The following is a 26,978-nucleotide window of genomic DNA, read 5'->3' as shown; positions in this document are numbered from 1 at the left end:
TCGGAGGTACCCCCATGTCCCGTCGCGACGGCGACGTCCTGCCCATGACGGCGGCCCAACGCGAGATCTGGCTCGCCGAGCAGAGCACCCGGACGGCGCTTCCCGTCTACCGCATCGGCGAGTACCTGGAGATCCACGGGCCGGTGGACCCGGAGCAGTTGGAGGCCGCGGTGCGGCAGGTGGTCGGCGAGGTCGACGCCCTGCACGTGAACTTCGTCGAGGACGGAGACGGTCCGCGGCAGGTCGTCCGCGGGAACCGGGACCGGGGGCCGGTCTTCCTCGACCTCAGTGCGGAGGCGGCACCGCTCGCGGCGGCCCGGGCGTGGATGGACGAGGACCGGCTCCGCCCGCTCGACCTCGGCTGCGATCCGCTGTTCAGCCTCGCGCTGATCAGGCTCTCGCCGACGCACCACCTCTGCTACCAGAGTTACCACCACCTGGTGATGGACGGATACGGCTACGCCCTCGTCCGGCAGCGGATCGAACAGGCGTACAGCGTGCTGGTCGAGGGCCGGGAGGTGCCGCCGCACCCGTTCGGTTCGCTGGACGACCTGGTGGCGGCGGACGCCGACTACCGTGCCTCGGCGCAGCTCGCCACGGACCGGGCGTACTGGATCCAGCGCTTCACCGACCGCCCGGCCGCCACCCGGATCTCCGACCGGGCTCCGGGCGGTTCCGCCCGGCCCGTGCACCGCACCGGGGTGTCGGAGGTCCTGCGCCCGGATGAGTTTCGGGCCGCGGCCGGGCGGGCCGGCGTTCGGTGGTCCCGGCTGCTGATCGCGGTGACGGCTCTCTACGCGCACCGGCTGACCGCCTCCCAGGACGTGGTGCTCTGCCTCGCCGTCACCGGCCGGCCGCGGTCCGAAGCCGACCTGATGTCGGTGCCCGGCGCCGTGTCCAACACGGCGCCCCTGCGCCTGACCGTGCGACCCGACATGACGTGGCGCGAACTCGTCGCACAGGTGGCGGGCGAGGTGGACGCGGCCCTGGCGCACCAGCGCTATCGGACCGAGGACCTGCTCCGGGATCTCGGCGCGCCCGGCGCCATCGGGACGGCGTTCCCGCTGCTCGTCAACATCATGGCCTTCGATTCGGAGCCGAGCTTCGCGGGACATGCCGCCACGGTGCACCACCTGTCCGAGGCGGCGACCAGCGATCTGGCCGTCTGGGCCTACGCCCAGCGGGACGGCAGCGGCCTGCGGCTCGTACTCAACGGCTCGCCGGACGCCTACCGCGCCGACGAACTCGCCGCCCACCAGCAGCGGTTGATGGCACTGCTGGAGACCGTCGCGGCGTGCGAGCCGGACGACCTGGTGGGCCGGATCGAGCTGCTCACGGCCGAGGAACGGGGCGAGTTGGCGGCGGCCGCCGCAGGGCCGGTGGTGCGGGTCACGGCCGAGAGCCTGCCGGAGCTGTTCGCGGCGCAGGTGGTGGCGACGCCGGACGCGGTGGCGCTGGTCTGCGGCGATGTCGAGCTGACGTACCATCAGTTGAACGCCCGGGCGAACCGGTTCGCGCATGCGCTGATCGCGCGGGGGGTGGGGCCGGAGCAGCTGGTGGCGGTGGCGTTGCCGCGGTCGGTGGAGGCCGTGGTGGCGGTCCTGGGCGTGCTGAAGGCCGGGGCGGCGTACCTGCCGGTGGATCCGTCGTATCCGCAGGCGCGGATCGCGTTCATGCTGGCGGACGCCCGTCCGGCGCTGGTGGTCGACGACCCGGCCATGGTGGGGGACGGAGACTGGCCGGAGTCCGATCCGGCGGTGGCGCTCGACGTCCGGCACCCGGCGTACGTGATCTACACCTCGGGTTCGACCGGCCGTCCCAAAGGCGTCGTGGTCGGCCACGGCGGTGTGGCGAGTCTGGTGGCCGCGCAGATCGAGCGGTTCGCGATCGAACCCGACAGCCGGGTGCTCCAGTTCGCCTCGCCGAGCTTCGACGCCTCGGTGTCGGACATTTTCACGGCCCTGCTGTGCGGCGCGGCGTTGGTGCTGCCGCCGGCGGCGGACCCGGTCGCCGCGCTGACCGACCCGGGCCTCGCGGTCACCCATGCGACGGTGCCCCCGTCCGTCCTCGCCGCGGTGCCGGACGGCTCGGTGACCGTGTCGACGCTGGTGGTGGCGGGTGAGGCGTGCCCGCCGGAGCTGGTGGACCGCTGGGCACCGGGCCGGCGGATGATCAACGCGTACGGCCCGACCGAGACGACGGTGTGCGCGACGATGAGCGACCCGCTCACGCCCGGGGAGGGGGTGCCGCCGATCGGCCGGCCGATCGCCAACGCACAGGTGTACGTCCTGGACGGGCTTCTGGGACTGGTGCCGCCGGGGGTGGCGGGGGAGTTGTACGTCGCGGGGGCGGGCCTGGCGCGCGGATATCTGAACCGGCCGGGGCTGACTGCAGGGCGGTTCGTGGCCTGCCCGTTCGGCCCGGAGGGCGCTCGGATGTACCGCACCGGTGACCTGGTGCGCCGGCTGGCCGACGGTGAGTTGGAGTACCTCGGCCGCGCCGACGACCAGGTGAAGGTGCGCGGCTTCCGGATCGAGCTCGGTGAGATCGAGGCCGTCCTCGCCGGACACCCGGCGGTTGCGCAGGCCGCCGTCACGGTGCGTACCGACGAGGAACCCCGCCTGGTCGCCTACGCCGTCCCCGTGACCGGGCAGGCGGTCCGACCGGACGAGCTGAGGGCTCGTCTGCGGGAGCGGCTGCCGGAGTACATGGTGCCGTCGGCATTCGTGGTGCTGGACGCGATGCCACTGACCCCGAACGGCAAGCTCGACCGGCGCGCCCTCCCGACCCCCGAGCGGCAGCCCACCGCGCCGGGCCGCGCTCCGCGCACGGCGACCGAGCACCTGATCGCCGGACTGTTCGCCGACGTGCTCGGAGTGGCCGAGGTCGGGCTGGACGACAGCTTCTTCGACCTCGGAGGGCACTCGCTGCTGGCCACCCGACTGATCGCCCGGGTACGGACGACCCTCGGCGTGGAGCTGAGGCTGGGCGACCTGTTCGACGCGCCTACCGTGGCGGAACTGGCGGCGGCGGTGGACGTCGCCGGCCGGGCGCGCCCGGCGCTGGGGCGGCGTGAGCGGCCTGAGCTGGTCCCGTTGTCGTTCGCGCAGCGGCGGTTGTGGTTCCTGCACCGTATGGAGGGTCCGAGCGCGACGTACAACATTCCGCTGACCTTGCGGTTGTCGGGTGGTCTGGACCTGCGGGCGCTGGAGCAGGCGCTGGCGGATGTGGTGGAGCGGCATGAGAGTCTGCGCACGGTCTTTCCGGTGGTGGACGGTGTGCCGTGTCAGCGGGTGCTGGATGCCGATGAGGCGCGGCCGCGGCTGCGGGTGACCGAGGTCGGTGAGCGTGAGCTGCCGGAGCGGTTGGCGGAGGCGGCTCGGTACGGCTTTGACCTCGCCGTGGAGTCGCCGCTGCGTGCGGAGCTGTTCGAGCTGGGCGCCGAGGAGTATGTGCTGCTGTTGGTGGTGCACCACATCGCCGGTGACGGCTGGTCGATGGGGCCGCTTTCGAGGGATCTGACGGCGGCCTATGCGGCGCGTGCGGCGGGTGGGAAGCCGGAGTGGTCGTCGCTGCCGGTCCAGTACGCCGACTACGCCCTTTGGCAGCGGGAGCTGCTGGGCGACAGTGCGGACCGGGACAGCCTGCTGAACGGCCAACTCGCCTACTGGAGGGAGCAGTTGGCGGACCTGCCCGAGCAGGTCGAGCTGCCCTTCGACCGACCCCGGCCGGCGGCGATGTCCTACCGGGGCGCCCAGTTGCCGGTGCGGATCGACGCCGAGCTGCACCAGGGCCTGCGCGAACTTGCCCGCGACGGCGGGGCCAGCCTCTTCATGGTGCTCCAGGCGGGGCTGGCCGCTCTGCTGGGCAAGCTCGGTGCGGGCTGCGACGTGCCGATCGGCACGCCGATCGCCGGTCGTACCGATGAGGCCGTGGACGAGCTGGTCGGGTTCTTCGTCAACACGCTGGTGCTGCGCACCGATCTGTCGGGCGATCCGTCGTTCACCGAGCTGCTGGGCCGGGTGCGCGGCGACGCGCTGGCGGCGTACGCGCATCAGGACGTGCCGTTCGAGCACCTGGTGGAGGCGCTGAACCCCGTCCGGTCGCTGGCGCACCACCCGCTGTTCCAGACCATGCTCGCGCTGCAGAACGCGCCGCTCGGCGCCTTCGATCTGCCGGGGCTGCGGGTGACGACAGACCTGGTGCACACCGGGACGGCCAAGTGCGACCTGACCTTCATCCTGGCCGAACAGCCCGATTCGGAGGGGCTGTCGGGTGTGGTCGAGTACAGCACCGACCTGTTCGACGAGGCCACCGTGGCCGGGATCGTCGACCGGTGGCTGCGGCTGCTGCGGGCTGTCGTCGCCGACCCCGGCGGGCGGATCGGCCGGGTGGACGTGCTGTCCGCCGAGGAGCTCGGCGCGCTGCTCCCGGCGGTCGTCGATACTCCGGATCAGCAGGCGGAGAGCAGCCTGACCGCGCTGTTCGAGCGGCAGGTCCGGGAGAATCCGGCCGCCGTCGCGCTGACCGATGGCGAAGTCGCGCTGAAGTACGGCGAGTTGAACGCCCGGGCGAACCGGCTGGCGCACGCGCTGATGGCGCGTGGGGTGGGGCCGGAGCGGTTGGTGGCGCTGGCCCTGCCGCGTTCGGCGGAACTGGTGGTGGCGGTGCTCGCGGTGCTCAAGGCCGGTGCCGCGTACGTGCCCGTGGACCCGGCGTACCCGGCGGCCCGGATCGCCTACCTGCTCGACGACACCCGGCCGTCGCTGCTGGTGACGACGAGTGCGGTCGGCGACCTGCCGGGTGCGGAGAGCGTGGAGCGGCTGCGGCTGGACGCCGCCGACCTGGGCGGACTGCCGGATGCGGACCCGGGGATCGCTGTCGATCCCGGTCACGCGGCCTACGTCATCCACACCTCCGGTTCCACCGGCAACCCCAAGGGTGTGGTGGTGCCGCACCGGAACGTGGTGCGGTTGTTCCGGACGACGGAGGAGCTGTTCGGCTTCTCCGCCGAGGATGTGTGGACGCTGTTCCACTCCTACGCCTTCGACTTCTCGGTGTGGGAGCTGTGGGGTGCGCTGCTGCACGGCGGTCGTCTGGTGGTCGTGGGCCGCGAGACCAGCCGTTCGCCCGGCCGGTTCCTGGAACTCCTCGCCCGCGAGCGGGTGACGGTGCTCAACCAGACGCCGTCCGCGTTCTACCAGCTGATGCAGGCGGACGCCGAGCATCAGCGTGAACTGGCCCTGCGGACCGTGGTGTTCGGCGGTGAGGCGCTGGAGCACGCCCGCCTGGCGAGCTGGTACGAGCGGCATCCGGCGGATGCGCCGCGCCTGGTCAACATGTACGGCATCACCGAGACCACCGTGCACGTCACGTACGCCGCGCTCGACCGCTCCGGTACCGCCGCCGGGCAGATCGGCACCGCTCTGCCGGACCTGCAAACGTACGTGCTCGACGGTGCACTGCGGCCGGTGGCCCCGGGTGTCGCGGGCGAGCTGTACGTCGCGGGCGCAGGTCTGGCGCGCGGCTACCTGAACCGGCCCGGCCTGACCGCCGGACGGTTCGTCGCCGATCCCTTCGGAGCGGCCGGATCGCGGATGTACCGCAGCGGCGACGTCGTACGCCGGGCCGCAGACGGCAGCCTGCGCTACGTCGGCCGCGCCGACCAGCAGGTGAAGGTGCGCGGCTTCCGGATCGAGCTCGGCGAGATCGAGGCGGCACTGGCCGCCCACCCCGACGTCGCCCAGGTCGCCGTCCTGGCCCGGCAGGACCGCACCGACGACACCCGGCTCGTCGCCTACCTCGTGCCGACCGCGGGAGCCGCACCGCGCGCGGCCGAGCTGCGCCCGGCAGACCTGCGTGAGTACCTGGCCGAGCGGCTGCCGGAGCACATGGTGCCGTCGGCGTTCGTCGTGCTGGACGCACTGCCCCTGACCACCAACGGCAAGCTCGACCGCCGCGCTCTGCCCGAGCCGGAGTTCACCGCGGAGCGGGCCGGCCGCGCGCCGCGCACCCCGCAGGAGCAGGTGCTCTGCGAGCTGTTCGCCGAGGTCCTGGGCGTGGCGACGGCCGGCGTCGAGGACGGCTTCTTCGACCTGGGCGGGCATTCCCTGCTCGCCACCCGCCTCGCTGCCCGGATCCGCGCGACCCTCGGCGTGGAAATGCCGCTGCGCACCCTGTTCGAGGCCCCGACCCCGGCGGGCCTGGCTGCCGCCCTGGTGGCGGCCGGACCGGCGCAGCTCGGCCTGGCGCGGCGCGAGCGGCCCGAACTCATTCCGTTGTCGTTCGCGCAGCGGCGGTTGTGGTTCTTGCACCGGATGGAGGGTCCGAGTGCGACGTACAACATTCCGCTGACTTTGCGGTTGTCGGGTGGTCTGGACCTGCGGGCGCTGGAGCAGGCGCTGGCGGATGTGGTGGAGCGGCATGAGAGTCTGCGCACCGTGTTCCCGGTGGTGGACGGTGTGCCGTGTCAGCGGGTGCTGGATGCCGATGAGGCGCGGCCGCGGCTGCGGGTGACCGAGGTCGGTGAGCGTGAGCTGGCGGAGCGGTTGGTGGAGGCGGCTCGGTACGGCTTTGACCTCGCCAAGGAGTCGCCGCTGCGTGCGGAGCTGTTCGAGCTGGGCGCCGAGGAGTATGTGCTGCTGTTGGTGGTGCACCACATCGCCGGTGACGGCTGGTCGATGGGGCCGCTTTCGAGGGATCTGACGGCGGCCTATGCGGCGCGTGCGGCGGGCGGGAAGCCGGAGTGGTCGCCGTTGCCGGTCCAGTACGCCGACTACAGCCTCTGGCAGCGGGAGCTGCTGGGTGACGGTGCGGACCCGGACAGCCTGCTGAACGAACAACTGGCGTACTGGCGGGAGCAGCTGGCGGACCTGCCCGAGCAGGTCGAGCTGCCCTTCGACCGGCCCCGGCCGGAGGTCGCCTCGCACCGCGGCGGTTTGGTACGCGCAGAGCTGGACGCGGAGCTGCACAGCGGCTTGCGTGAGCTCGCCCGTACCCACGGCACCAGTCTGTTCATGGTGCTCCAGGCGGGGCTGGCCGCTCTGCTGGGCAAGCTCGGTGCGGGCTGCGACGTGCCGATCGGCACGCCGATCGCCGGCCGTACCGATGAGGCCGTGGACGAGCTGGTCGGGTTCTTCGTCAACACGCTGGTGCTGCGCACCGACCTGTCGGGCGACCCGTCGTTCTCCGAGCTGCTGGGCCGGGTGCGCGGCGGCGCGCTGGCGGCGTACGCGCATCAGGACGTGCCGTTCGAGCACCTGGTGGAGGCGCTGAACCCCGTCCGGTCGCTGGCGCACCACCCGCTGTTCCAGACCATGCTCGCGCTGCAGAACGCGCCGACGAGCGAGTTCGACCTTCCCGGGCTGCGGGTGACGACCGACGTAGTCCACACCGGGACAGCCAAGTGCGACCTGACCTTCATTCTGACCGAGCAGTCCTCCGGCCTCTCAGGCGTCCTGGAATACAGCACCGACCTGTTCGACGAGGCCACCGCGGCCGGGATCGTCGACCGGTGGCTGCGGCTGCTGCGGGCTGTCGTCGCCGACCCCGGACGACGGATCGGCCAGGTGGACGTGCTGTCCGCCGACGAGCTCCGGGCGCTGCTCCCGGCCGAGGCCGACCAGGGTGAGGAGCTGCCGGAGAGCAGCCTGACCGCGCTGTTCGAGCGGCACGTCCGGGCGACCCCGACCGCCGTAGCCCTTACGGAGGGTGAAGCCACTCTCACCTATGGCGAGTTGAACGCCCGGGCGAACCGGCTGGCGCACGCGCTGATCGACCGTGGCGTGGGACCCGAGCGGCTGGTGGCGCTGGCCCTGCCGCGTTCGGCGGACCTGGTCGTGGCCGTCCTCGCGGTGCTCAAGGCCGGTGCCACATACGTTCCGGTGGACCCGGCGTACCCGGCGGCCCGGATCGCCTACCTGCTTCAGGACACTCGGCCGTCGCTGCTGGTGACGACGGGCCGGACCGGCGAGCTGCCGGGATCGGACGGGATGGACCGGCTGCTGCTGGACGCGCTCGACCCGGCCGGGCAGCCGGACACCGACCCGCAGGTCACGGTCGACCCCGGTCACGCCGCCTATGTCATCCACACCTCCGGTTCCACGGGGGACCCCAAGGGTGTGGTGGTGCCGCACCGGAACGTGGTGCGGCTGTTCCGGACGACGGAGGAGCTGTTCGGGTTCTCCGCGGACGACGTGTGGACGCTGTTCCACTCCTACGCCTTCGACTTCTCGGTGTGGGAGCTGTGGGGTGCGCTGCTGCACGGCGGTCGTCTGGTGGTCGTGGATCGCGAGACCAGCCGTTCGCCCGGCCGGTTCCTGGAACTCCTCGCCCGCGAGCGGGTGACGGTGCTCAACCAGACGCCGTCCGCGTTCTACCAGCTGATGCAGGCGGACGCCGAGCATCGGCGTGAACTCGCCCTGCGGACCGTGGTGTTCGGCGGTGAGGCGCTGGAGCACGCCCGCCTGGCGAGCTGGTACGAGCGGCATCCGGCGGATGCGCCGCGCCTGGTCAACATGTACGGCATCACCGAGACCACCGTGCACGTCACCCACGCCGCGCTCGACCGGTCCGGCACCGCCGCCGGTCAGATCGGCACCGCTCTGCCGGACCTGCGGACGTACGTGCTGGACGCCGGTCTGCGACCGGTTCCGCCCGGTGTGCCCGGCGAGCTGTACGTTGCGGGCGCAGGTCTGGCGCGCGGCTACCTGAACCGGCCCGGCCTGACCGCCGGACGGTTCGTCGCCGATCCCTTCGGAGCGGCCGGCTCCCGGATGTACCGCAGCGGCGACGTGGTGCGCCGGGCCGCAGACGGCAGTCTGCGCTACGTCGGCCGCGCCGACGACCAGGTGAAGGTGCGCGGCTTCCGGATCGAGCTCGGCGAGATCGAGGCGGCACTGGTCGCCCACCCCGACGTCGCCCAGGTCGCCGTCGTCGCGCGACAGGACCGCGCCGACGACACCCGGCTCGTCGCGTACCCGGTGGCCGCCACCGGCGCCGAGCTGCACCCCGCCGGCCTGCGTGAGTACCTGGCCGAGCGGCTGCCGGAGCACATGGTGCCGTCGGCGTTCGTCGTGCTGGACGCACTGCCCCTGACCACCAACGGCAAGCTCGACCGCCGGGCCCTGCCCGCCCCCGACCTCGCCCCCGCGTCCACCGGCCGCGCGCCGCGCACCCCGCAGGAGCAGATCCTCTGTGAGCTGTTCGCCGAGGTCCTCGGTGTCCCGGAGGTCGGCGTCGAGGACGGCTTCTTCGACCTCGGCGGGCATTCCCTGCTCGCCACCCGCCTCGCTGCCCGCATCCGCGCGACCCTCGGCGTGGAAATGCCGCTGCGCACCCTGTTCGAGGCGCCGACCCCGGCCGGCCTGGCCGCCGCCCTGGCAGGAGCCGGACCGGCGCAGCTCGCCCTGGCGCGGCGCGAGCGGCCCGAACGAGTCCCGTTGTCGTTCGCGCAGCGGCGGCTGTGGTTCCTGCACCAGCTGGAGGGCGCCAGCGCGAACTACAACATCCCGCTGGCCTGGCGGCTGTCCGGCCCGCTCGACCGTGACTCGCTGCGCGCCGCCCTGGCGGACGTGGTGGTCCGGCACGAGGCCCTGCGGACGGTGTTCCCGGTGGTGGACGGCGTGCCGTACCAGCAGGTGTCGGACGTGGCGGCGGCCCGTCCGGGTCTCGCCGTGCGTCGGACCACGGAGGCCGGGCTGTCCGACGCGCTGGCGGAGGCGCAGGCCCACCGGTTCGACCTGGAGGCCGAACTGCCGCTGCACGCCGAGCTGTTCGAGCTGGGCGCCGAGGAGCACGTGCTGCTGCTGGTGCTCCACCACATCGCCGGCGACGGCTGGTCGCTCGGCCCGCTGGCCGCGGACCTCACCGAGGCGTACGCGGCCCGCTGCCGGGGTGAGGAGCCGCAGCGGGAGCCACTTGCCGTCCAGTACGTCGACTACACCCTGTGGCAGCACGACCTGCTCGGCGTGGCCACCGACAGCGACAGCTCGATCACCCGCCAGGCGTCCTACTGGAAACGGCAGTTGGCCGGTCTGCCGGACCAGCTCCAGCTGCCTGCCGACCGGCCCCGCCCGGCGGTCGCCTCGCACCGGGGCGGTCACGTGCGGGCCGAGCTGGACGCGGAGCTGCACAGCGGGCTGTGTGAGCTCGCCCGTACCAACGGCACCAGTCTGTTCATGGTGCTCCAGGCCGGGCTGGCCGCTCTGCTCAGCCGGCTCGGCGCGGGCGAGGACATCCCGGTCGGCAGCCTCACTGCCGGGCGTGGCGACCAGGCGCTGGACGACCTGGTCGGGTTCTTCGTCAACACCCTCGTGCTCCGGACGGACACCTCGGGCGACCCGACCTTCGCGGAGTTGCTGGCCCGGGTCCGGGACACCGCGCTGGCCGGGTACGCGAACCAGGACCTGCCGTTCGAGTACCTGGTCGAAGCCCTCAACCCGGTGCGGTCGCTCTCCCACCATCCGCTGTTCCAGGTCATGCTGGTGCTGCAGAACGACGCCCGGGTCGGGTTCGCCCCGCCCGGCCTGCGGGTCGGCGAGCTGGAACTGACCACCACCACGGCCAAGTTCGACCTGGTCCTCGCGCTGGCCGAGCGGCACGCCGAGGACGGTTGCCCGGCCGGGATCGACGCGTTCGTCCAGTTCGCGAGCGACCTGTACGACCCGGCCACCGTCGAGACGATGGTCGCGCGCCTGGTCCGGCTGCTGACCGCGGCCGTCGCCGACCCCCGGCAGCGGCTCAGCCGCATCGAGCTCCTGTCCGCCGGGGAACGCCGTGCGCTGCTGCCGGCGCCCGCTGTCGAGGCCGTGGCGGACGCCGAGAGCGTGCTGGCGGCCTTCGCGGCCCAGGTGGCGGCGAGGCCGGACGCGGTCGCCCTGGCCTCCGGGGACGTGGAGGTGACGTACGGCCGGCTGAACGCGTGGGCCAACCGGTTCGCGCACTCGCTGATCGCGCGCGGGGTGGCTGCCGAACACGTCGTGGCGCTGGCGCTGCCCCGGTCGGTGGAGTTCGTGGTGGCCGTCCTGGGCGTCCTGAAGACGGGAGCCGCCTACCTGCCGGTGGATCCGGTCTATCCGGAGTCGCGGATCGCGTTCATGCTGGACGACGCGAAGCCGAGCGTGGTGGTCGACGACCCGGCGACGGTGGCCGAGCTGGCCGAGGAGCCGGAGTGGCCGGAGACCGATCCGGTCGTCGCGGTGGACGCCCGGCACGCGGCGTACGTGATCTACACCTCCGGCTCGACCGGCCGGCCCAAGGGCGTGCTGGTGAGCCACGCGGGTGTGCGGGCCATGGCGGAGGCGCATGCCGAGCGCCTCGGCATCGCGCCCGGCAGCCGGGTGCTCCAGTTCTCCTCGCCCAGCTTCGACGTCTCGCTGTGGGACATCCTCGGCGCCCTGCTCAGCGGCGCCTCCCTGGTGCCCGCGCCCGCGACCGAGCCGGTCGCCGCGCTGACCGACCCGAGCCTCGCGCTCACCCACGCGACCGTCCCCCCCTCGGTGCTGGCGGCGCTCTCGCCGGACGCGGTGGCCGTGCCGACGCTGGCGGTGGCGGGGGAGGCCTGCCCGCCGGAGCTGGTGGCCCGCTGGGCGCCGGGACGGTTGATGCTCAATGCGTACGGCCCGACCGAGACGACGGTCGTGGCCACGATCAGCGAGCCGCTGTCGCCCGGGTCCGGCGTGCCGCCGATCGGCCGCGCCATCGCCGGTCAGCGGGCGTACGTGCTGGACCATCGTCTGGGCCTGGTGCCGCCGGGGGTGACCGGGGAGCTCTACCTCGCCGGCCCGGGCCTGGCCCGCGGCTACCTGAACCGGCCGGGGCTGACCGCCGGGCGGTTCGTGGCCTGCCCGTTCGGCCCGGCGGGGAGCCGCATGTACCGCACCGGCGACCTGGTGCGCCGACGGGCCGACGGGCAGATCGAGTACGTCGGCCGGGCCGACGACCAGGTGAAGGTGCGCGGCTTCCGGATCGAGCTCGGCGAGATCGAGACGGCGCTGGCCGACCACCCGCAGGTCGGGCAGGTCGCGGTGATCGCCCGGAAGGACCGGGCCGCGGACACCCGTCTGGTCGCCTACCTGGTACTCGCCCCCGGCACCGAGCTGCGGCCGGAGGACCTGCGCGCCCACCTGCGCGAGCGGCTGCCGGACTACATGGTGCCCGCCGCGTTCGTCCCCCTCGCCGCCCTGCCGCTGAACACCAGCGGCAAGCTCGACCGGCGCGCCCTGCCCGAGCCCGAGTTCACCGTGTCGAAGGCCGGCCGGGCACCGCGCACCCCCCAGGAGCAGGTGCTGGCCGGGCTGTTCGCCGAGGTGCTGGGCCTGCCGGAGGTAGGTGCCGACGACGACTTCTTCAACCTGGGCGGGCACTCGCTGCTGGCCACCCGGCTGGTGGCCCGGGTCCGCACGACCCTGGGCGTCGAGCTGGCGCTGCACGTCCTGTTCCGCACCCCGACGGTGGCCGGACTGGCCGCCTGCCTGGACGGCGCCGACCGGGCCCGGCTCGCCCTGGAACGGGCCGAGCGGCCCGAACGCATCCCGCTGTCCTCCGCCCAGCGGAGGCTCTGGTTCCTGCACCAGCTGGAGGGCGCCGGGCCGATCTACAACATGCCGCTGACCTGGCGGATCTCCGGCCCGCTGGACCGGGCGGCCCTGACGGAAGCCCTCGGCGACGTCGTCGACCGGCACGAGACGCTGCGCACGGTCTTCCGGGCGGTCGACGGCGTGCCGTACCAGCACGTGCTGTCCGCCGGGGAGGTGCGGCCGAAGCTGCAGGTCACCCCGGCCGACGAGACGACCCTGGCCGAGCTGCTGACCGGGGCCGCGACGCGCGGATTCGACCTCGCGGCCGAACCGCCGCTGCGCGCCGAGCTGTTCGAGCTCGCCGCCGAGGAGCACGTGCTGCTGCTGGTGGTGCACCACATCGCCGCCGACGGCTGGTCGCTGGGCCCGCTGGCCGCCGACCTGGCCACCGCGTACGCGGCGCGCCGCGAAGGCGAGGGGCCGCAGTGGGCGCCGCTGCCGGTGCAGTACGCCGACTACACCCTCTGGCACGACCGGCTGCTCGGGGACCCCACCGATCCCGCGAGCCTGTCCGCCCGGCAGGCGGCCTACTGGACGGAGCGGCTGGCCGGCCTGCCCGAGCAGATCCGGCTGCCCGCCGACCGGCCCCGCCCGGCGACACCCTCCTATCGCGGCGGGAACCTGACGATCGACCTGGACGCGGAGCTGCACGGCGCCCTGGTGGGCCTGGGCCGGGAACACGGGGCCAGTGTCCACATGGTGCTCCAGGCCGCGCTGGCAGCGCTGCTGGACAAGCTCGGCGCGGGTAGCGACATCCCGGTCGGCAGTCTGATCGCCGGCCGTACGGACCAGGCGCTGGACGACCTGGTCGGGTTCTTCGTCAACACCCTGGTGCTCCGTACGGACACCAGCGGCGACCCGTCCTTCGCCGAGCTGCTGGTCCGGGTCCGGGAGGGCGCGCTCGGCGCGTACGCGCACCAGGACCTGCCGTTCGAGCACGTCGTCGAGGCCCTCAACCCGTCCCGGTCGCTCGCCCGGCAGCCGCTGTTCCAGGTGCTGCTCGCGCTGCAGAACGTGCCGCGCACCGAGTTCGCGCCGAGCGGTCTGAGCGCCACCATCCTGCCGGTGCACACGCCGACGGCGATGTTCGACCTCGGCTTCCACCTGCTGGAGCTCGGCGGGACCGGCGGATCGGCCGGAGGCATCATCGGGCGGGTCGAGTACAGCACCGACCTGTTCGACCCCGCCACGGTGGAGGCACTGGTCGCCCGGTGGCTGCGGCTGCTGGCAGCGGTGGTCGTCGAGCCGGACCGGCCGCTGAGCCGGATCGACGTCCTCACCGCCGAGGAGCGGCACGAACTGCTGGTCGGGCGCAACGACACCACCCGCCCAGTTTCCGCCCTGAGCCTGCCCGCCCTGTTCGAGGCGCAGGTCCGGGCGACCCCGGGGGCCGAGGCGGTGGTGTTCGAGGACACCGTGCTGACCTACCGCGAGCTGAACCGCCGGGCCAACCGCCTGGCCCACGCGCTGATCGCGCGCGGGGTCGGGCCGGAGCAGGTCGTCGCGCTGCGACTGCCGCGCTCGGCCGAGCTGGTGATCGCCGTCCTCGCGGTGCTCAAGACGGGCGCGGCGTACCTGCCGGTCGATCCGGACTACCCGGCCGCCCGCATCGCCTACATGCTGGAGGACGCCCGTCCGGTCGTGGTGCTGGACGACCTCGCGGCCGTCACACCGTCCGACGAGCAGCCGGAGCACGATCCGGCCGTCCCCGTGGACGGACGGCACCCGGCCTACGTCATCTACACCTCCGGCTCCACCGGCCGGCCCAAGGCCGTGATGATGCCCGCCGCCGGCCTGCTGAACCTCCTGGCGTGGCACCACCGGGCAGTCGGCGGCGAACCCGGCACGCGGGTCGCACAGTTCACCGCGATCAGCTTCGACGTCTCGGTGCAGGAGACGCTCTCCGCGCTGCTGTACGGCAAGACCCTCGTGGTGCCGACCGAGGAGCAGCGCCGCAGCGCCGAGCTGTTCGCGCACTGGCTGGACCGGCACGAGGTGGAGGAGCTGTTCGCGCCCAACCTGGTGGTCGAGGCGCTGGCCGAGGCCGCCGAGGAGGCCGGGCTGGAGCTGCCGCACCTGCGGCTGGTCGCCCAGGCCGGCGAGGCGATGCGACTCGGCGGCGCCGTGCGCCGCTTCCGGGCCCGCCGGCCGGGCCGGGAGCTGCACAACCACTACGGGCCCGCCGAGACCCATGTGATCACCGCCTACCCGCTGCCGGCCGACCCGGCCGACTGCCCGCTGCCGGTGCCGATCGGCCGGCCGATCGCCAACTGCCGGGTGTACGTGCTGGATTCGGCACTGCGCCCGGTCGCCCCCGGCGTGCTCGGTGAGCTGTACCTGGCCGGGGAGGGCCTGGCCCGCGGCTACCTGAACCGGCCAGGGCTGACCGTAGGCCGTTTCGTGGCCTGCCCGTTCGGCCCGGCCGGGAGCCGCATGTACCGCACCGGCGACCTGGTCCGCTGGCGGGCCGACGGCGAGCTGGAGTTCGCCGGCCGGGTGGACCACCAGGTGAAGGTGCGCGGATTCCGGGTCGAGCCGGGCGAGATCGAGGCCGAGCTGACCGCGCACCCGGACGTCGCCCAGGTCGCGGTGCTCGCCCGGGAGGACCGGATCGTCGCGTACGTCGTCCCCCTGGCCGGGCGCGGGGCGACCGCGGCGGCACTGACGGCGCACCTGCGCGACCGGGTGCCGGACTACCTGGTGCCGTCCGCGTTCGTGCTGCTCGACGCGCTGCCGTTGACGCCGAACGGGAAGCTGGACCGGGCGGCGCTGCCCGCGCCGGAGACCACGACCGGGGAGACGGGCCGGGCGCCGCGCACGCCGCAGGAGCAGATCCTGTGCGAGCTGTTCGCCGAGGTGCTGGGCCTCGCCCGGGTCGGGGTCGACGAGGATTTCTTCGCCTTGGGCGGGCACTCCCTGCTCGCCACCCGGCTGGTCTCGCGGGTCCGCGCGACCCTCGGGGTCGAACTGGAGCTGCGCGCCCTGTTCCGGACCCCGACACCCGCCGGACTGGCAGCCGGGCTGCACGACGCCGGCACCGCGCGGCAGGCCCTGGCGCCCAGGCCCCGCCGCGAACCGATGCCGCTGTCGTTCGCCCAGCGCCGGCTCTGGTTCCTCCAGCAGTTCGGGGCACCCAGCGCCACCTACCACCTGCCGCTGGCCCTGCGGCTGAGCGGCGACCTCGACCGGGCCGCCCTGAGCGCCGCGCTCGCGGACGTGGTGGCCCGGCACGAGACCCTGCGCACGGTCTTCCCGCACAGCGCCGGAGTGCCGTACCAGCAGGTGCTGGACAGCACCGAGGCCGCCGTCCCGTTGACCGTCCGCGCGGCGGGCGAGGCCGAACTGCCCGCCCTGCTGCGCGGGGCGGCGGTGCGCGGCTTCGACCTGACCGCGGAAGTACCGCTGCGGGCGGAGCTGTTCGCGGTCGCGGAGAAGACCGACGAGCACGTGCTGCTGCTGGTGGTGCACCACATCGCCGGTGACGGCTGGTCCATGGGCCCGCTGGCCCGTGACCTGGCCACCGCCTACACCGCCCGGCGGGGCGGCGGAACGCCGGCCTGGCCGCCGCTGCCGGTGACGTACGGCGACTACACCCTGTGGCAGCACGAGATCCTCGGCGACGAACACGACGCCGACAGCGTGATCGCCCAGCAGGTCGCCCACTGGACGCAGGCACTGGCCGGGCTGCCCGAGCAGCTGCAGCTGCCCGCCGACCGGTCGCGGCCGGCCACCATGTCGTACGGCGGCGACCTGCTGGAGCTCCGGATCGACGCCGAACTGCACGCGGCGCTGGTGGAGTTGGCGCGACGCTCGGGTGCGACCCTGTTCATGGTGCTGCAGGCCGCGCTCGCCGCGCTGTACACCCGGCTGGGTGCGGGCACGGACATCCCGATCGGCAGCCCGATCGCGGGCCGCACCGACGAGGCGCTGGACGAGCTCGTCGGGCTCTTCGTCAACACGCTGGTGCTGCGGACGGACACCAGCGGTGATCCGAGCTTCGCGGAGCTGCTGGGGCGGGTGCGGGAGACGGCGCTGTCGGCGTACGCGCACCAGGACGTCCCGTTCGAGCACCTGGTGGAAGCGCTGAACCCGTCCCGCTCGCTGTCCCACCACCCGCTGTACCAGACCGGGCTGGTCGTGCAGAACGCGCCGGGCGGCGACTTCGGGCTGCCGGGTCTCCGGGTCTCCGGGGTGAGCGTGCTCACCGGGACCGCGCGGCTCGACCTGACCTTCGGGTTCGCGGAGGAGCACGGGCCCGACGGTGCGCCGGCCGGGCTCAGCGGTGCGGTCGAGTACAGCACCGACCTGTTCGACCGTTCGACGGTCGAGGCCCTGGCCGCCCGGTGGACCAGGCTGCTGGCCGCGGTCGTCGCCGCGCCCGACCGGCCGATCGGCGGGATCGACCTGCTGTCCGCCGAGGAGCGCCGCGAGCTGCTGCCCGCGGTCGAGGGCGTCGAGGGCGTCGAGGGCGGGTCGGCTCCGGTGAGCCTGCCGGAGCTGTTCGCGGCGCAGGCGGCGGCGACGCCGGACGCGGTCGCGCTCGTCTGCGGTGGTGTCGAGCTGACCTACCGGCAGGTGAACGCCCGGGCGAACCGGTTCGCGCACTCGTTGATCGCGCGCGGGGTGGGGCCGGAACAGCTGGTGGCGGTGGCCCTGCCGCGCTCGGTGGAGTCGGTGGTGGCTGTCCTGGGCGTGCTGAAGGCCGGGGCCGCGTACCTGCCGGTGGACCGGGCGTACCCGGCGGCACGGATCGCGTTCATGCTGGACGACGCCCGGCCCTCGATGGTGGTCGACGACCCGGCAGTGGTGGGCGACGGCGAATGGCCGGACACGGATCCCGTGATCGCGCCCGACGTCCGGCACCCGGCGTACGTGATCTACACCTCGGGCTCGACCGGCCGCCCCAAGGGCGTCGTGGTGAGCCACAGCGGGGTGGCGGGCCTGGTGACGGCGCAGGTCGAGCGGCTCGGCGTGGCGCCGGGCAGCCGGGTGCTCCAGTTCGCCTCGCCCAGCTTCGACGCGTCGTTCTGGGACCTGTGCAGTGCGCTGCTCACCGGCGCCGCCCTCGTCCTGGCCCCCGCCGAGGCCCCACTGGAGGCCCTGACGGACCACAGGCTCGACGTCACCCATGTGACCCTGCCGCCCTCGGCCCTCGCGGCAGTGGAAAGCGCCGACGTCACGGCCACCACGGTGGTGGTGGCGGGGGAGGCTTGTGCGCCCGAGGTGGTGGCGCGCTGGGCGCCCGGACGCCGGATGATCAACGCCTACGGTCCGACCGAGACGACGGTGTGCGCGACGATGAGCGTCCCCCTGTCGCCCGGCTCGGGCGTACCGCCGATCGGCCGACCGGTCGCGGGCTTCCGGGCGTACGTCCTGGACGAGCGGCTGCGCATCGTACCTCCGGGCGTGGCGGGGGAGTTGTACGTCGCCGGCCCGGGTCTGGCGCGCGGCTACCTGAACCGGCCGGGGCTGACCGTAGGCCGTTTCGTGGCCTGCCCGTTCGGCCCGGCCGGGAGCCGCATGTACCGCACCGGTGACCTCGTGCGACGTCGTGCCGACGGTGAGCTGGAGTACGTCGGCCGGGCCGACGACCAGGTGAAGGTGCGCGGCTTCCGCGTCGAACCGGGCGAGGTCGAGGCCGCGCTGGCCGCCCATCCCGACGTCGCCCAGGCCGCCGTGGTGGCCCGGGAGGACCGGCTCGTCGGGTACGTGGCGGCCCGTTCCGCGGCGGCCTTGCGGCAGGCGGAGCTGGCGGCGCACCTGCGTGACCGGTTGCCCGACTACCTGGTGCCGGCCGTCTTCGTGGTGCTCGACGCGCTGCCGTTGACGCCGAACGGGAAGCTGGACCGGGCGGCACTGCCCGCTCCCGACCTCGGCTCGGCGGAGGGCGGCCGGGCGCCGCGCACGCCGCAGGAGCAGATCCTGTGCGGGCTGTTCGCCGAGGTGCTGGGCGTTCCGGCGGTCGGAGTCGACGACGACTTCTTCGACCTGGGCGGGCACTCCCTGCTCGCCACCCGGCTGGCCGCGCGGGTGCGCTCGGTGCTCGGCGTGGAGCTGGGGCTGCGTGCGCTCTTCCAGGCGCCCACCGTGGCCGGCCTGGCCGGGGCGCTGGCCGGGGCCGGCCACGCCCGCCCGGCGCTGACCGTACGGGAGCGGCCGGAGGCGGTGCCGCTGTCCTTCGCCCAGCGCCGGCTCTGGTTCCTGCACCGCATGGACGGCAGCGCCGCCACCTACCACATCCCGCTGGCGCTGCAGCTGACCGGGACGCTCGACCGGCCAGCGCTGGACCGGGCGCTGGCCGACGTGGTGGCCCGGCACGAGAGCCTGCGGACGGTGTTCCCGGAGGTGGACGGCGTCCCCTGCCAGCGCGTCCTGGACCCGGTCGCGGCCCGCCCCCGGGCGCTGCGGACCCAGATCTCCGCGGCCGAACTGCCCGAGCGGCTCGCCGAGTTCGCCCGGCGGCCCTTCGCCCTGGCGACGGAGCCGCCGCTGCGGGCGGAGCTGTTCGAGCTCGCGGAGAAGACCGACGAGCACGTGCTGCTGCTGGTGATGCACCACATCGCCGGTGACGGCTGGTCCACCGGCCCGCTGGCCCGGGACCTCGCCGCGGCGTACGCCGCCCGGAGCGAGGGCCGCGCGCCGAGCTGGTCGAACCTGCCGGTGCAGTACGCCGACTACACCCTGTGGCAGCGCGAACTGCTCGGCGACGCCGCCGACCCGCAGAGCCGGTTCGCCGAGCAGCTCGACTACTGGAAGCGGCAGCTGTCCGACCTCCCGGAGCTGCTCCAGCTGCCCGCCGACCGGCCGAGGCCGGCCGTCGCCGGCTGGCACGGGGACCACGTCGGCCTGGAGTTGAGCCCCGAACTGCACGCCGCTCTGACGGAGTTGGCGCGGAGCACCGGCACCAGCCTGTTCATGGTGCTGCAGGCGGCGCTGGCGGCGCTGTACACGCGGCTGGGTGCGGGCACGGACATCCCGATCGGGAGCCCGATCGCGGGCCGGACGGACGAGGCGCTGGACGAACTGGTCGGGTTCTTCGTCAACACGCTGGTGCTGCGCACCGACACGAGCGGTGATCCGAGTTTCGCGGAGCTGCTGGGGCGGGTGCGGGAGACGGCGCTGTCGGCGTACGCGCACCAGGACGTGCCGTTCGAGCACCTGGTGGAGGTGCTGAACCCGGCTCGGTCGCTGTCGCACCACCCGCTGTTCCAGACCGTCCTGGCCGTGCAGAACGCTCCGATGGGCCGGTTCTCGCTGCCCGGTCTGGACGTCGTCACCCGCGCGGTGGCCACCGGAACCGCCAAGTTCGACCTCGGTGCGAGCCTGGTCGAGCAGTTCGCCGCGGACGGCAGCCCGGCCGGGATCGTCGGCGCGGTCGAGTACGCCACCGACCTGTTCGACCGTTCGACGGTCGAGGCCCTCGTCCGGCGCTGGACGCTCCTGCTGGAGGCGGTCACCGCCGACCCGGAGCAGCCGATCGGAGGGATCGACCTCCTGGACGGCGAGGAGCGGCAGCGGCTGCTGGAGCGGGGCAACGAGACCGCCCGCGAGGTGGCGGCGGTCCCTGTGCCGCAGGCCTTCGCGGCGCAGGTGGCGGCGACGCCGGACGCGGTGGCGCTGGTCTGCGGCGATGTCGAGCTGACGTACCGGCAGTTGAACGCTCGGGCGAACCGGTTCGCGCATGCGTTGATCGCGCGTGGGGTGGGGCCGGAGCAGCTGGTGGCGGTGGCGTTGCCGCGGTCGGTGGAGTCGGTGGTGGCGGTCCTGGGTGTGCTGAAGGCCGGGGCGGCGTACCTGCCGGTGGATCCGTCGTATCCGCAGGCGCGGATCGACTTCATGCTGGCGGACGCCCGTCCGGCGGTGATGGTCGACGACCCCGCGATGGTGGTCGAGGGCGACTGGCCGGAGACCGATCCGGCGGTGGCGCTCGATGTCCGGCATCCGGCGTACGTGATCTACACGTCGGGTTCGACCGGCCGTCCCAAGGGCGTCGTGGTCGGTCACGGCGGTGTGGCGAGTCTGGTGGCCGCGCAGATCGAGCGGTTCGCGATCGAACCTGACAGTCGGGTGCTCCAGTTCGCCTCGCCCAGCTTCGACGCCTCGGTGTCGGAGATCTACACCGCGCTGCTGCGCGGCGCGGCCCTGGTGCTGCCGCCGGCGGCGGACCCGGTTGCCGCGCTGACCGACCCGGGCCTCGGCATCACCCACGTGACCGTGCCCCCGTCCGTCCTTGCCGCAGTGCCGGAAGGCTCGGTGACCGTGTCGACGCTGGTGGTGGCGGGTGAGGCGTGCCCGCCGGAGCTGGTGGACCGCTGGGCACCGGGCCGGCGGATGATCAACGCGTACGGCCCGACCGAGACGACGGTGTGCGCGACGATGAGCGACCCGCTCACGCCCGGGTCGGGGGTGCCGCCGATCGGCCGTCCGATCGCCAACGCACAGGTGTACGTCCTGGACGGGCGACTGCGGCCGGTGCCGCCGGGGGTGCCGGGCGAGCTGTACGTCGCGGGGGCGGGCCTGGCGCGCGGGTATCTGAACCGGCCGGGGCTGACCGCAGGCCGTTTCGTGGCCTGCCCGTTCGGCCCGGAGGGCGCTCGGATGTACCGCACCGGTGACCTGGTGCGCTGGCTGGCCGACGGTGAGCTGGAGTACCTCGGCCGCGCCGACGACCAGGTGAAGGTCCGCGGCTTCCGGGTCGAGCTCGGTGAGGTCGAGTCGGCGCTGGCCGAGCACCCCGCCGTCGCCCGGGCGGCCGTCCTCGCCCAGGAGGACCGGCTCGTCGGGTACGTCGTCCCGCATCAGGACACGGCCCGGGACAGCGGTCTGGAAGCGGACCACGTGGGCGAGTGGCAGGACATCTACGACGCCCTGCCCATCGCTCCCGAGGAAGCCGCCTTCGGTCAGAACTTCGTCGGCTGGAACAGCAGTTACGACGCCAGCCCGATCCCCGTCGAGCAGATGCGGGAGTGGCGGGACGCCACCGTGGACCGCATCCTGGCCCTGCGCCCCCGCCGGGTGCTGGAGGTCGGCGTCGGCACCGGCCTGCTGCTCTCGCAGATCGCACCGCACTGCGAGACGTACTGGGCGACCGACTTCTCCGCCACCGCGATCGACGCGTTGGCCGCGCAGGTGGACCGGCGGGAGGACCTGGCCGGGCGCGTGACGCTGCAGACCCGTCCTGCACACGACATCGACGGGCTGCCCGCCGGGGAGTTCGACACCATCGTGATCAACTCGGTGGTGCAGTACTTCCCGTCCTCCGAGTACCTCGCCGACGTGATCGGGAAGCTGATGGGGCTGCTCGCCCCCGGCGGCGCGCTGTTCGTCGGCGACGTCCGCAACCTGCGGCTGCTGCGCCCGCTGGCCACCGCCGTCCGACTCCACCGGGTCGGCGAGGGCGCCGACCTCGTCGCGGTGCGCCGCGCGGTGGAGCAGGCCCTCCGGGTGGAGAAGGAGCTCCTGGTCGACCCGGACTTCTTCACCGCCCTGCGGGAGCACGGCGCGGAGACCGGCGCGGAGATCGGCGCGGTGGCCGTGGAGGTCAAGCGCGGCCGCCACCACAACGAGCTGACCCGCTACCGCTACGACGTGACGCTGCACAAGCCGCCGGTCACCCCGGCCGCCCCGGACCGCTCCGTCGAGCTGGCCTGGGGACGGCAGGTCGCCGGACCGGCCGAACTGCGCGAGCTGCTTGCGCAGTCGAGCGCCGACGTGCTGCGGATCACCGGGGTGCCGAACCGCCGCGTGGCGCGGGAGGCCGCCCTGGCCCGGGCGGTGCAGAACGGTGACGGCCCGCTTGCCGAGCTGTTGGAACGGCTGCACGCCCCGGAGGACGGCGACCTCCCCGACCCGGACGACTTCCACGCCCTCGGGTCGGAGTTCGGCCGCTCCGTGGCCGTCACCTGGTCGGCGACCGCGGCGGACGCCGTGGACGTCGTCCTCGTCGACCCGCGGACGCTCCGCGGCGCCCCCGTCGAGCCGTACCGGCCGGTCCGGGCCACGGGCCGGGAGCTGTCCTCGCTGACCAACCGCCCGACCGACAGCCGGGGCACCGGCGCCCTCCTCGGCGAACTCCGCGACTGGCTGCGGGGCCGGCTGCCCGACTACCTGGTCCCGTCGGCGTTCGTGGCACTGGAGGCGCTGCCGCTGACGGCCAGCGGCAAGCTCGACCGCCGCGCGCTGCCCGCCCCCGACCTCGGCCCGGTCGCGGCCGGGCGGGCCCCGCGCACCCCGCAGGAACAGCTCCTCGCCGAACTGTTCGCCGAGGTGCTCGGGCTGGCCCAGGTCGGTGTGGAGGACAGCTTCTTCGACCTGGGCGGACACTCCCTGCTGGCGACCCGCCTGGCCTCCCGGGTCCGGGCGACCCTCGGCGCGGAGCTGGAGGTCCGGACGCTGTTCGAGACGCCGACCGTGGCCGCACTGGCGGCCCGCCTCGACGGCTCCGGCACGGCACGGCCCGCGCTGACCACCCGGCCGCGGCCCGACCGGGTGCCGCTGTCCTTCGCCCAGCGCCGCCTGTGGTTCCTGCACCGGATGGACGGGCCGAGCGCCACCTACAACATGCCGCTCGCGCTCAGCCTGACCGGCGGACTCGACCGCCCGGCCCTGCACGCCGCGCTCGCGGACGTGATCGCCCGGCACGAGAGCCTGCGGACCGTTTTCCGCGAGGAGGACGGCGTGCCGTACCAGGTCGTGCTGAGCGCCACGGAGGCGCACCCGGCCCTGCCGGTGGTCGAGCTCGACGAGGGCCGGCTGGCCGAGCGGCTGGCGGACACCGCCCAACGCGGCTTCGACCTGGCCGCGGAGCCGCCGGTCCGGGCGGAGCTCTACGCGATCGCCCCGGACCGGCACGCGCTGCTGGTCGTGGTGCACCACATCGCCGCCGACGGCTGGTCGATGGGCCCGCTCGCCGGCGACCTGGCCGCGGCCTACGCGGCCCGCTGCCGGGGCGAGGAGCCGCACTGGTCCCCGCTGCCGGTCCAGTACGCCGACTACACCCTCTGGCAACGCGACCTGCTCGGCGACGCGGCCGACCCGGACAGCCTGTTCGCCCGGCAACTGGCGTACTGGAAAGACGAGTTGACGGGCGTGCCGCAGCAGCTGCAGCTGCCCGCCGACCGGCCCCGGCCGCCGGTGGCCTCCCAGCAGGGCGGCCGGGTCGCGGTCCGGCTGGACGCCGACCTGCACCGGGCCCTGCGGGACCTGGCCGCCGCACGCGGCGCCAGCATGTTCATGGTGCTCCAGGCCGGCCTCGCCGCCCTGCTCACCCGGCTCGGCGCCGGCACCGACATCCCGATCGGCAGCCCGATCGCCGGCCGTACCGACCAGGCACTGGACGAGCTCGTCGGCTTCTTCGTCAACACCCTGGTGCTGCGCACCGACACCAGCGACGACCCCGGCTTCGCCGACCTGCTCGGCCGGGTCCGGCAGAAGGCCCTCACCGCGTACGACCACCAGGACGTGCCCTTCGAGTACCTGGTCGAGGTGGTCAACCCCACCCGGTCGCTGGCCCACCACCCGCTGTTCCAGATCATGCTGGCCCTGCAGAACGCGCCGATCGGCGAGTTCGGGCTGCCGGGCCTGGAGACCGGCCACCTGGAGGCGCCGACCGGGACCTCCCGGGTCGACCTGACCTTCAGCCTGGCCGAGCAGTTCCGCCCGGACGGCGGCGGCCCGGACGGCCTGGTGGGCGCGGTGGAGTACGCCACCGACCTGTTCGACGCGCCGACCGTGGAGCTGCTGTTCGAGCGCTGGGCCCTCCTGCTGCGCGCGGCGGTCGCCGATCCCGACCGGCCGATCAGCCGGATCGACATCATGCCCGCCGAGGAACGCCGCCGACTGCTCGCCGGGTCCACCGGTGCGGCGGCCGAGCTGCCCGGGGCCGCGGTGCCGGAGCTGTTCGCCCGCCAGGTGCGGGCCACCCCGGAGGCGGTCGCGGTCGTGGCGGGCGGCACCGAGCTGACCTACCGGGAGCTCGACCGGCGGGCCAACCGGCTTGCCCGGGCGCTGGTCCGCCAGGGCGTACGGCCGGAGACGCCCGTCGCGGTCATGCTCGACCGCTCGGCGGAGCTGGTCGTGGCGATCCTGGCGATCCTCAAGGCGGGCGGCGCCTACGTCCCGCTGGACCCGCGCTTTCCCTCCTCCCGGATCGACCTGATCCTGCGGGAGAGCGGGGCCGCCGTGGTGCTCACCCAGGAGGTGCTCACCGCGCTGCTGCAGTCCGTGGCCGCCGATCCGTCCGACGTCGAAGTGCCGTGCGATCCCGGGCAGTTGGCGTACATCATGTACACCTCCGGGTCGACCGGCCGGCCGAAGGGCGTGGCCGTCACCCACCGTGACGTGGTGGGCCTCGCGCTCACCCCCGAATGGCGGGGCGGCGGACACGAGCGGGTGCTGATGCACTCCCCGACCGCCTTCGACCTCTCCACCTACGAGCTGTGGGTGCCGCTGCTCAACGGCGGCCGGATCGTGGTCGCACCGCCGGAGCAGCTCGACCTCGACCTGCTCCAGCACACGATCGCCGCGCACGGGGTGACCGGACTGTGGCTCACCGCCGGACTGTTCCGGCTGGTCGCCGAGGAGCGGCCGGGCATGCTCGCCGGGGTGCGCGAGGTGTGGACCGGCGGTGACGTCGTCTCCCCGGCCGCCGCCGCCCGGGTGCTGGCGGCCTGCCCCGGCATCGAGGTGGTCAACGGCTACGGGCCCACCGAGGCCACCACCCTGGCCACCTGCCACACGGTGCGCACCGTCCCCGAACACGCCGCGACCGTGCCGATCGGCGGGCCGATGGCGAACATGCGCACCTACGTGCTCGACGCCCGGCTGCGGCCGGTGCCGACGGGCATGGTCGGCGAGCTGTACCTCGCCGGGGTCGGCGTGGCCCGCGGCTACCTCGGCCGGCCCGGCCTGACGGCGGAGCGCTTCACCGCCGACCCGTACGGGCCGCCCGGGAGCCGGATGTACCGCACCGGCGACCTCGCGTCGTGGCGGACCGAGGGCACGCTGGACTTCGCCGGCCGCGCCGACCACCAGGTCAAGCTGCGTGGCCTGCGGATCGAGCCCGGCGAGATCGAGGCGGTCCTGGCGGGCTGCCCCGGCGTCGCCCAGGCGGCCGTGGTCGCCCGCGAGGACCAGCCGGGCGACAAGCGGCTCGTCGCCTACCTGGTGCCCACCCCCGAGGGGGCGCCCGACGCGGGCGAGCTGTCCGGCCGGCTGCGCCGCGAACTGCCCGACTACATGGTGCCGGCGGCCTTCGTCACCGTGGACGCGCTGCCATTGACCGCCAACGGCAAGCTCGACCGGGCCGCCCTGCCGGCCCCCGAGTACGGGGCACCGGGCTCCGGGCGCGGCCCCCGGACGCCGCAGGAGCAGCTGCTGTGCGACCTGGTCGCCGAGGTCCTCGGCCGGGAGCAGGTGAGCATCGACGACAACTTCTTCGACCTCGGCGGGCACTCGCTGCTGGCCGCCCGCCTGGCCTCCCGCGTCCGCGAGACCCTGGGCGTGGAGCTGGGCCTGCGCATGCTGTTCGAGGCACCGACCGTCGCCGGTCTCACCGAACGCCTGGTCATGAACGACCCCGACGACGCCCTGGACGTGGTGCTGCCGCTGCGTTCGACAGGGACCAGTACACCGCTGTTCTGCATCCACCCCGGCGGCGGCATCAGCTGGTCGTACAGCGGGCTGCTCAACCACGTCAGTCCCGAGCACCCGGTCTACGCGATCCAGGCACGGGGCCTCGGCCGGCCCGAACCGTTGCCGACGTCCTACGAGGAGATGGCGGCCGACTACGCCGACCAGATCCAGAAGATCCAGCCGGAGGGCCCGTACCTGCTGCTCGGCTGGTCCGCCGGCGGGCTGATCGCCCACGCGATCGCCTGCGTGCTCCAGGACCGCGGCGAGCGGACCGGGCTGCTGGCGATCCTCGACGCCTACCCGGTGAAGGACGTGCAGTTCGACGAGGTGCCCGTGCCGACCGAGCGGGACGTGCTCGTCGGTGTGCTCGACGTCGACCCGGACGACTTCGGCGACCGCACGCTGACCTACGCCGAGGTCGCCGAGGTCCTGCGCATGCGGGGCAGCGCGCTGGCCGGCCTGACGGAGCGGCAGGTCGAGGTCATCATCCAGATCATGATCAACAACGCCAGGCTGGCCGTCGACTTCGTCCCCGCCAGGTACGAGGGAGACCTGCTGCTGTTCAACTCCACGATCGACCGGACCGAGGACAACGCCGGGCCCGGGATCTGGCAGCCCTACATCGCCGGCCGGATCGAATCGCACCAGATCACCACCCGGCACGACCGGATGACCCAAGCCGGCTCGCTGGCCCAGATCGGACCGATCCTGGCCGGCAAGCTCGCCGAGGCCACCGGCGACACCACCCATTCCCACCAGGAGAACTGA

At 73.8% G+C, this 26,978-nt stretch carries 1 protein-coding gene; it reads left to right on the top strand.

All coding sequences use genetic code 11. The features are described 5' to 3' along the window. Positions 1-14 precede the first annotated feature (14 nt). On the top strand, positions 15-26,978 hold the full coding sequence (locus ABTY56_RS06085; protein ID WP_350627009.1) for a non-ribosomal peptide synthase/polyketide synthase: 26,964 nt from the start codon (positions 15-17) through the stop codon (positions 26,976-26,978).

It is taken from the genome of Kitasatospora sp. NPDC097691, from assembly GCF_040302665.1.
Classification (GTDB): Bacteria; Actinomycetota; Actinomycetes; order Streptomycetales; family Streptomycetaceae; genus Kitasatospora.
Note: the sequence above shows the minus strand (reverse complement) of the source record. Positions and strands in the feature narration are given on the sequence as shown.

Coding starts and splice junctions, on each gene's coding strand:
- ABTY56_RS06085 (WP_350627009.1), top strand. CDS start 15: ATGTCCCGTCGCGACGGCGACGTCCTGCCCATGACGGCGGCCCAACGC.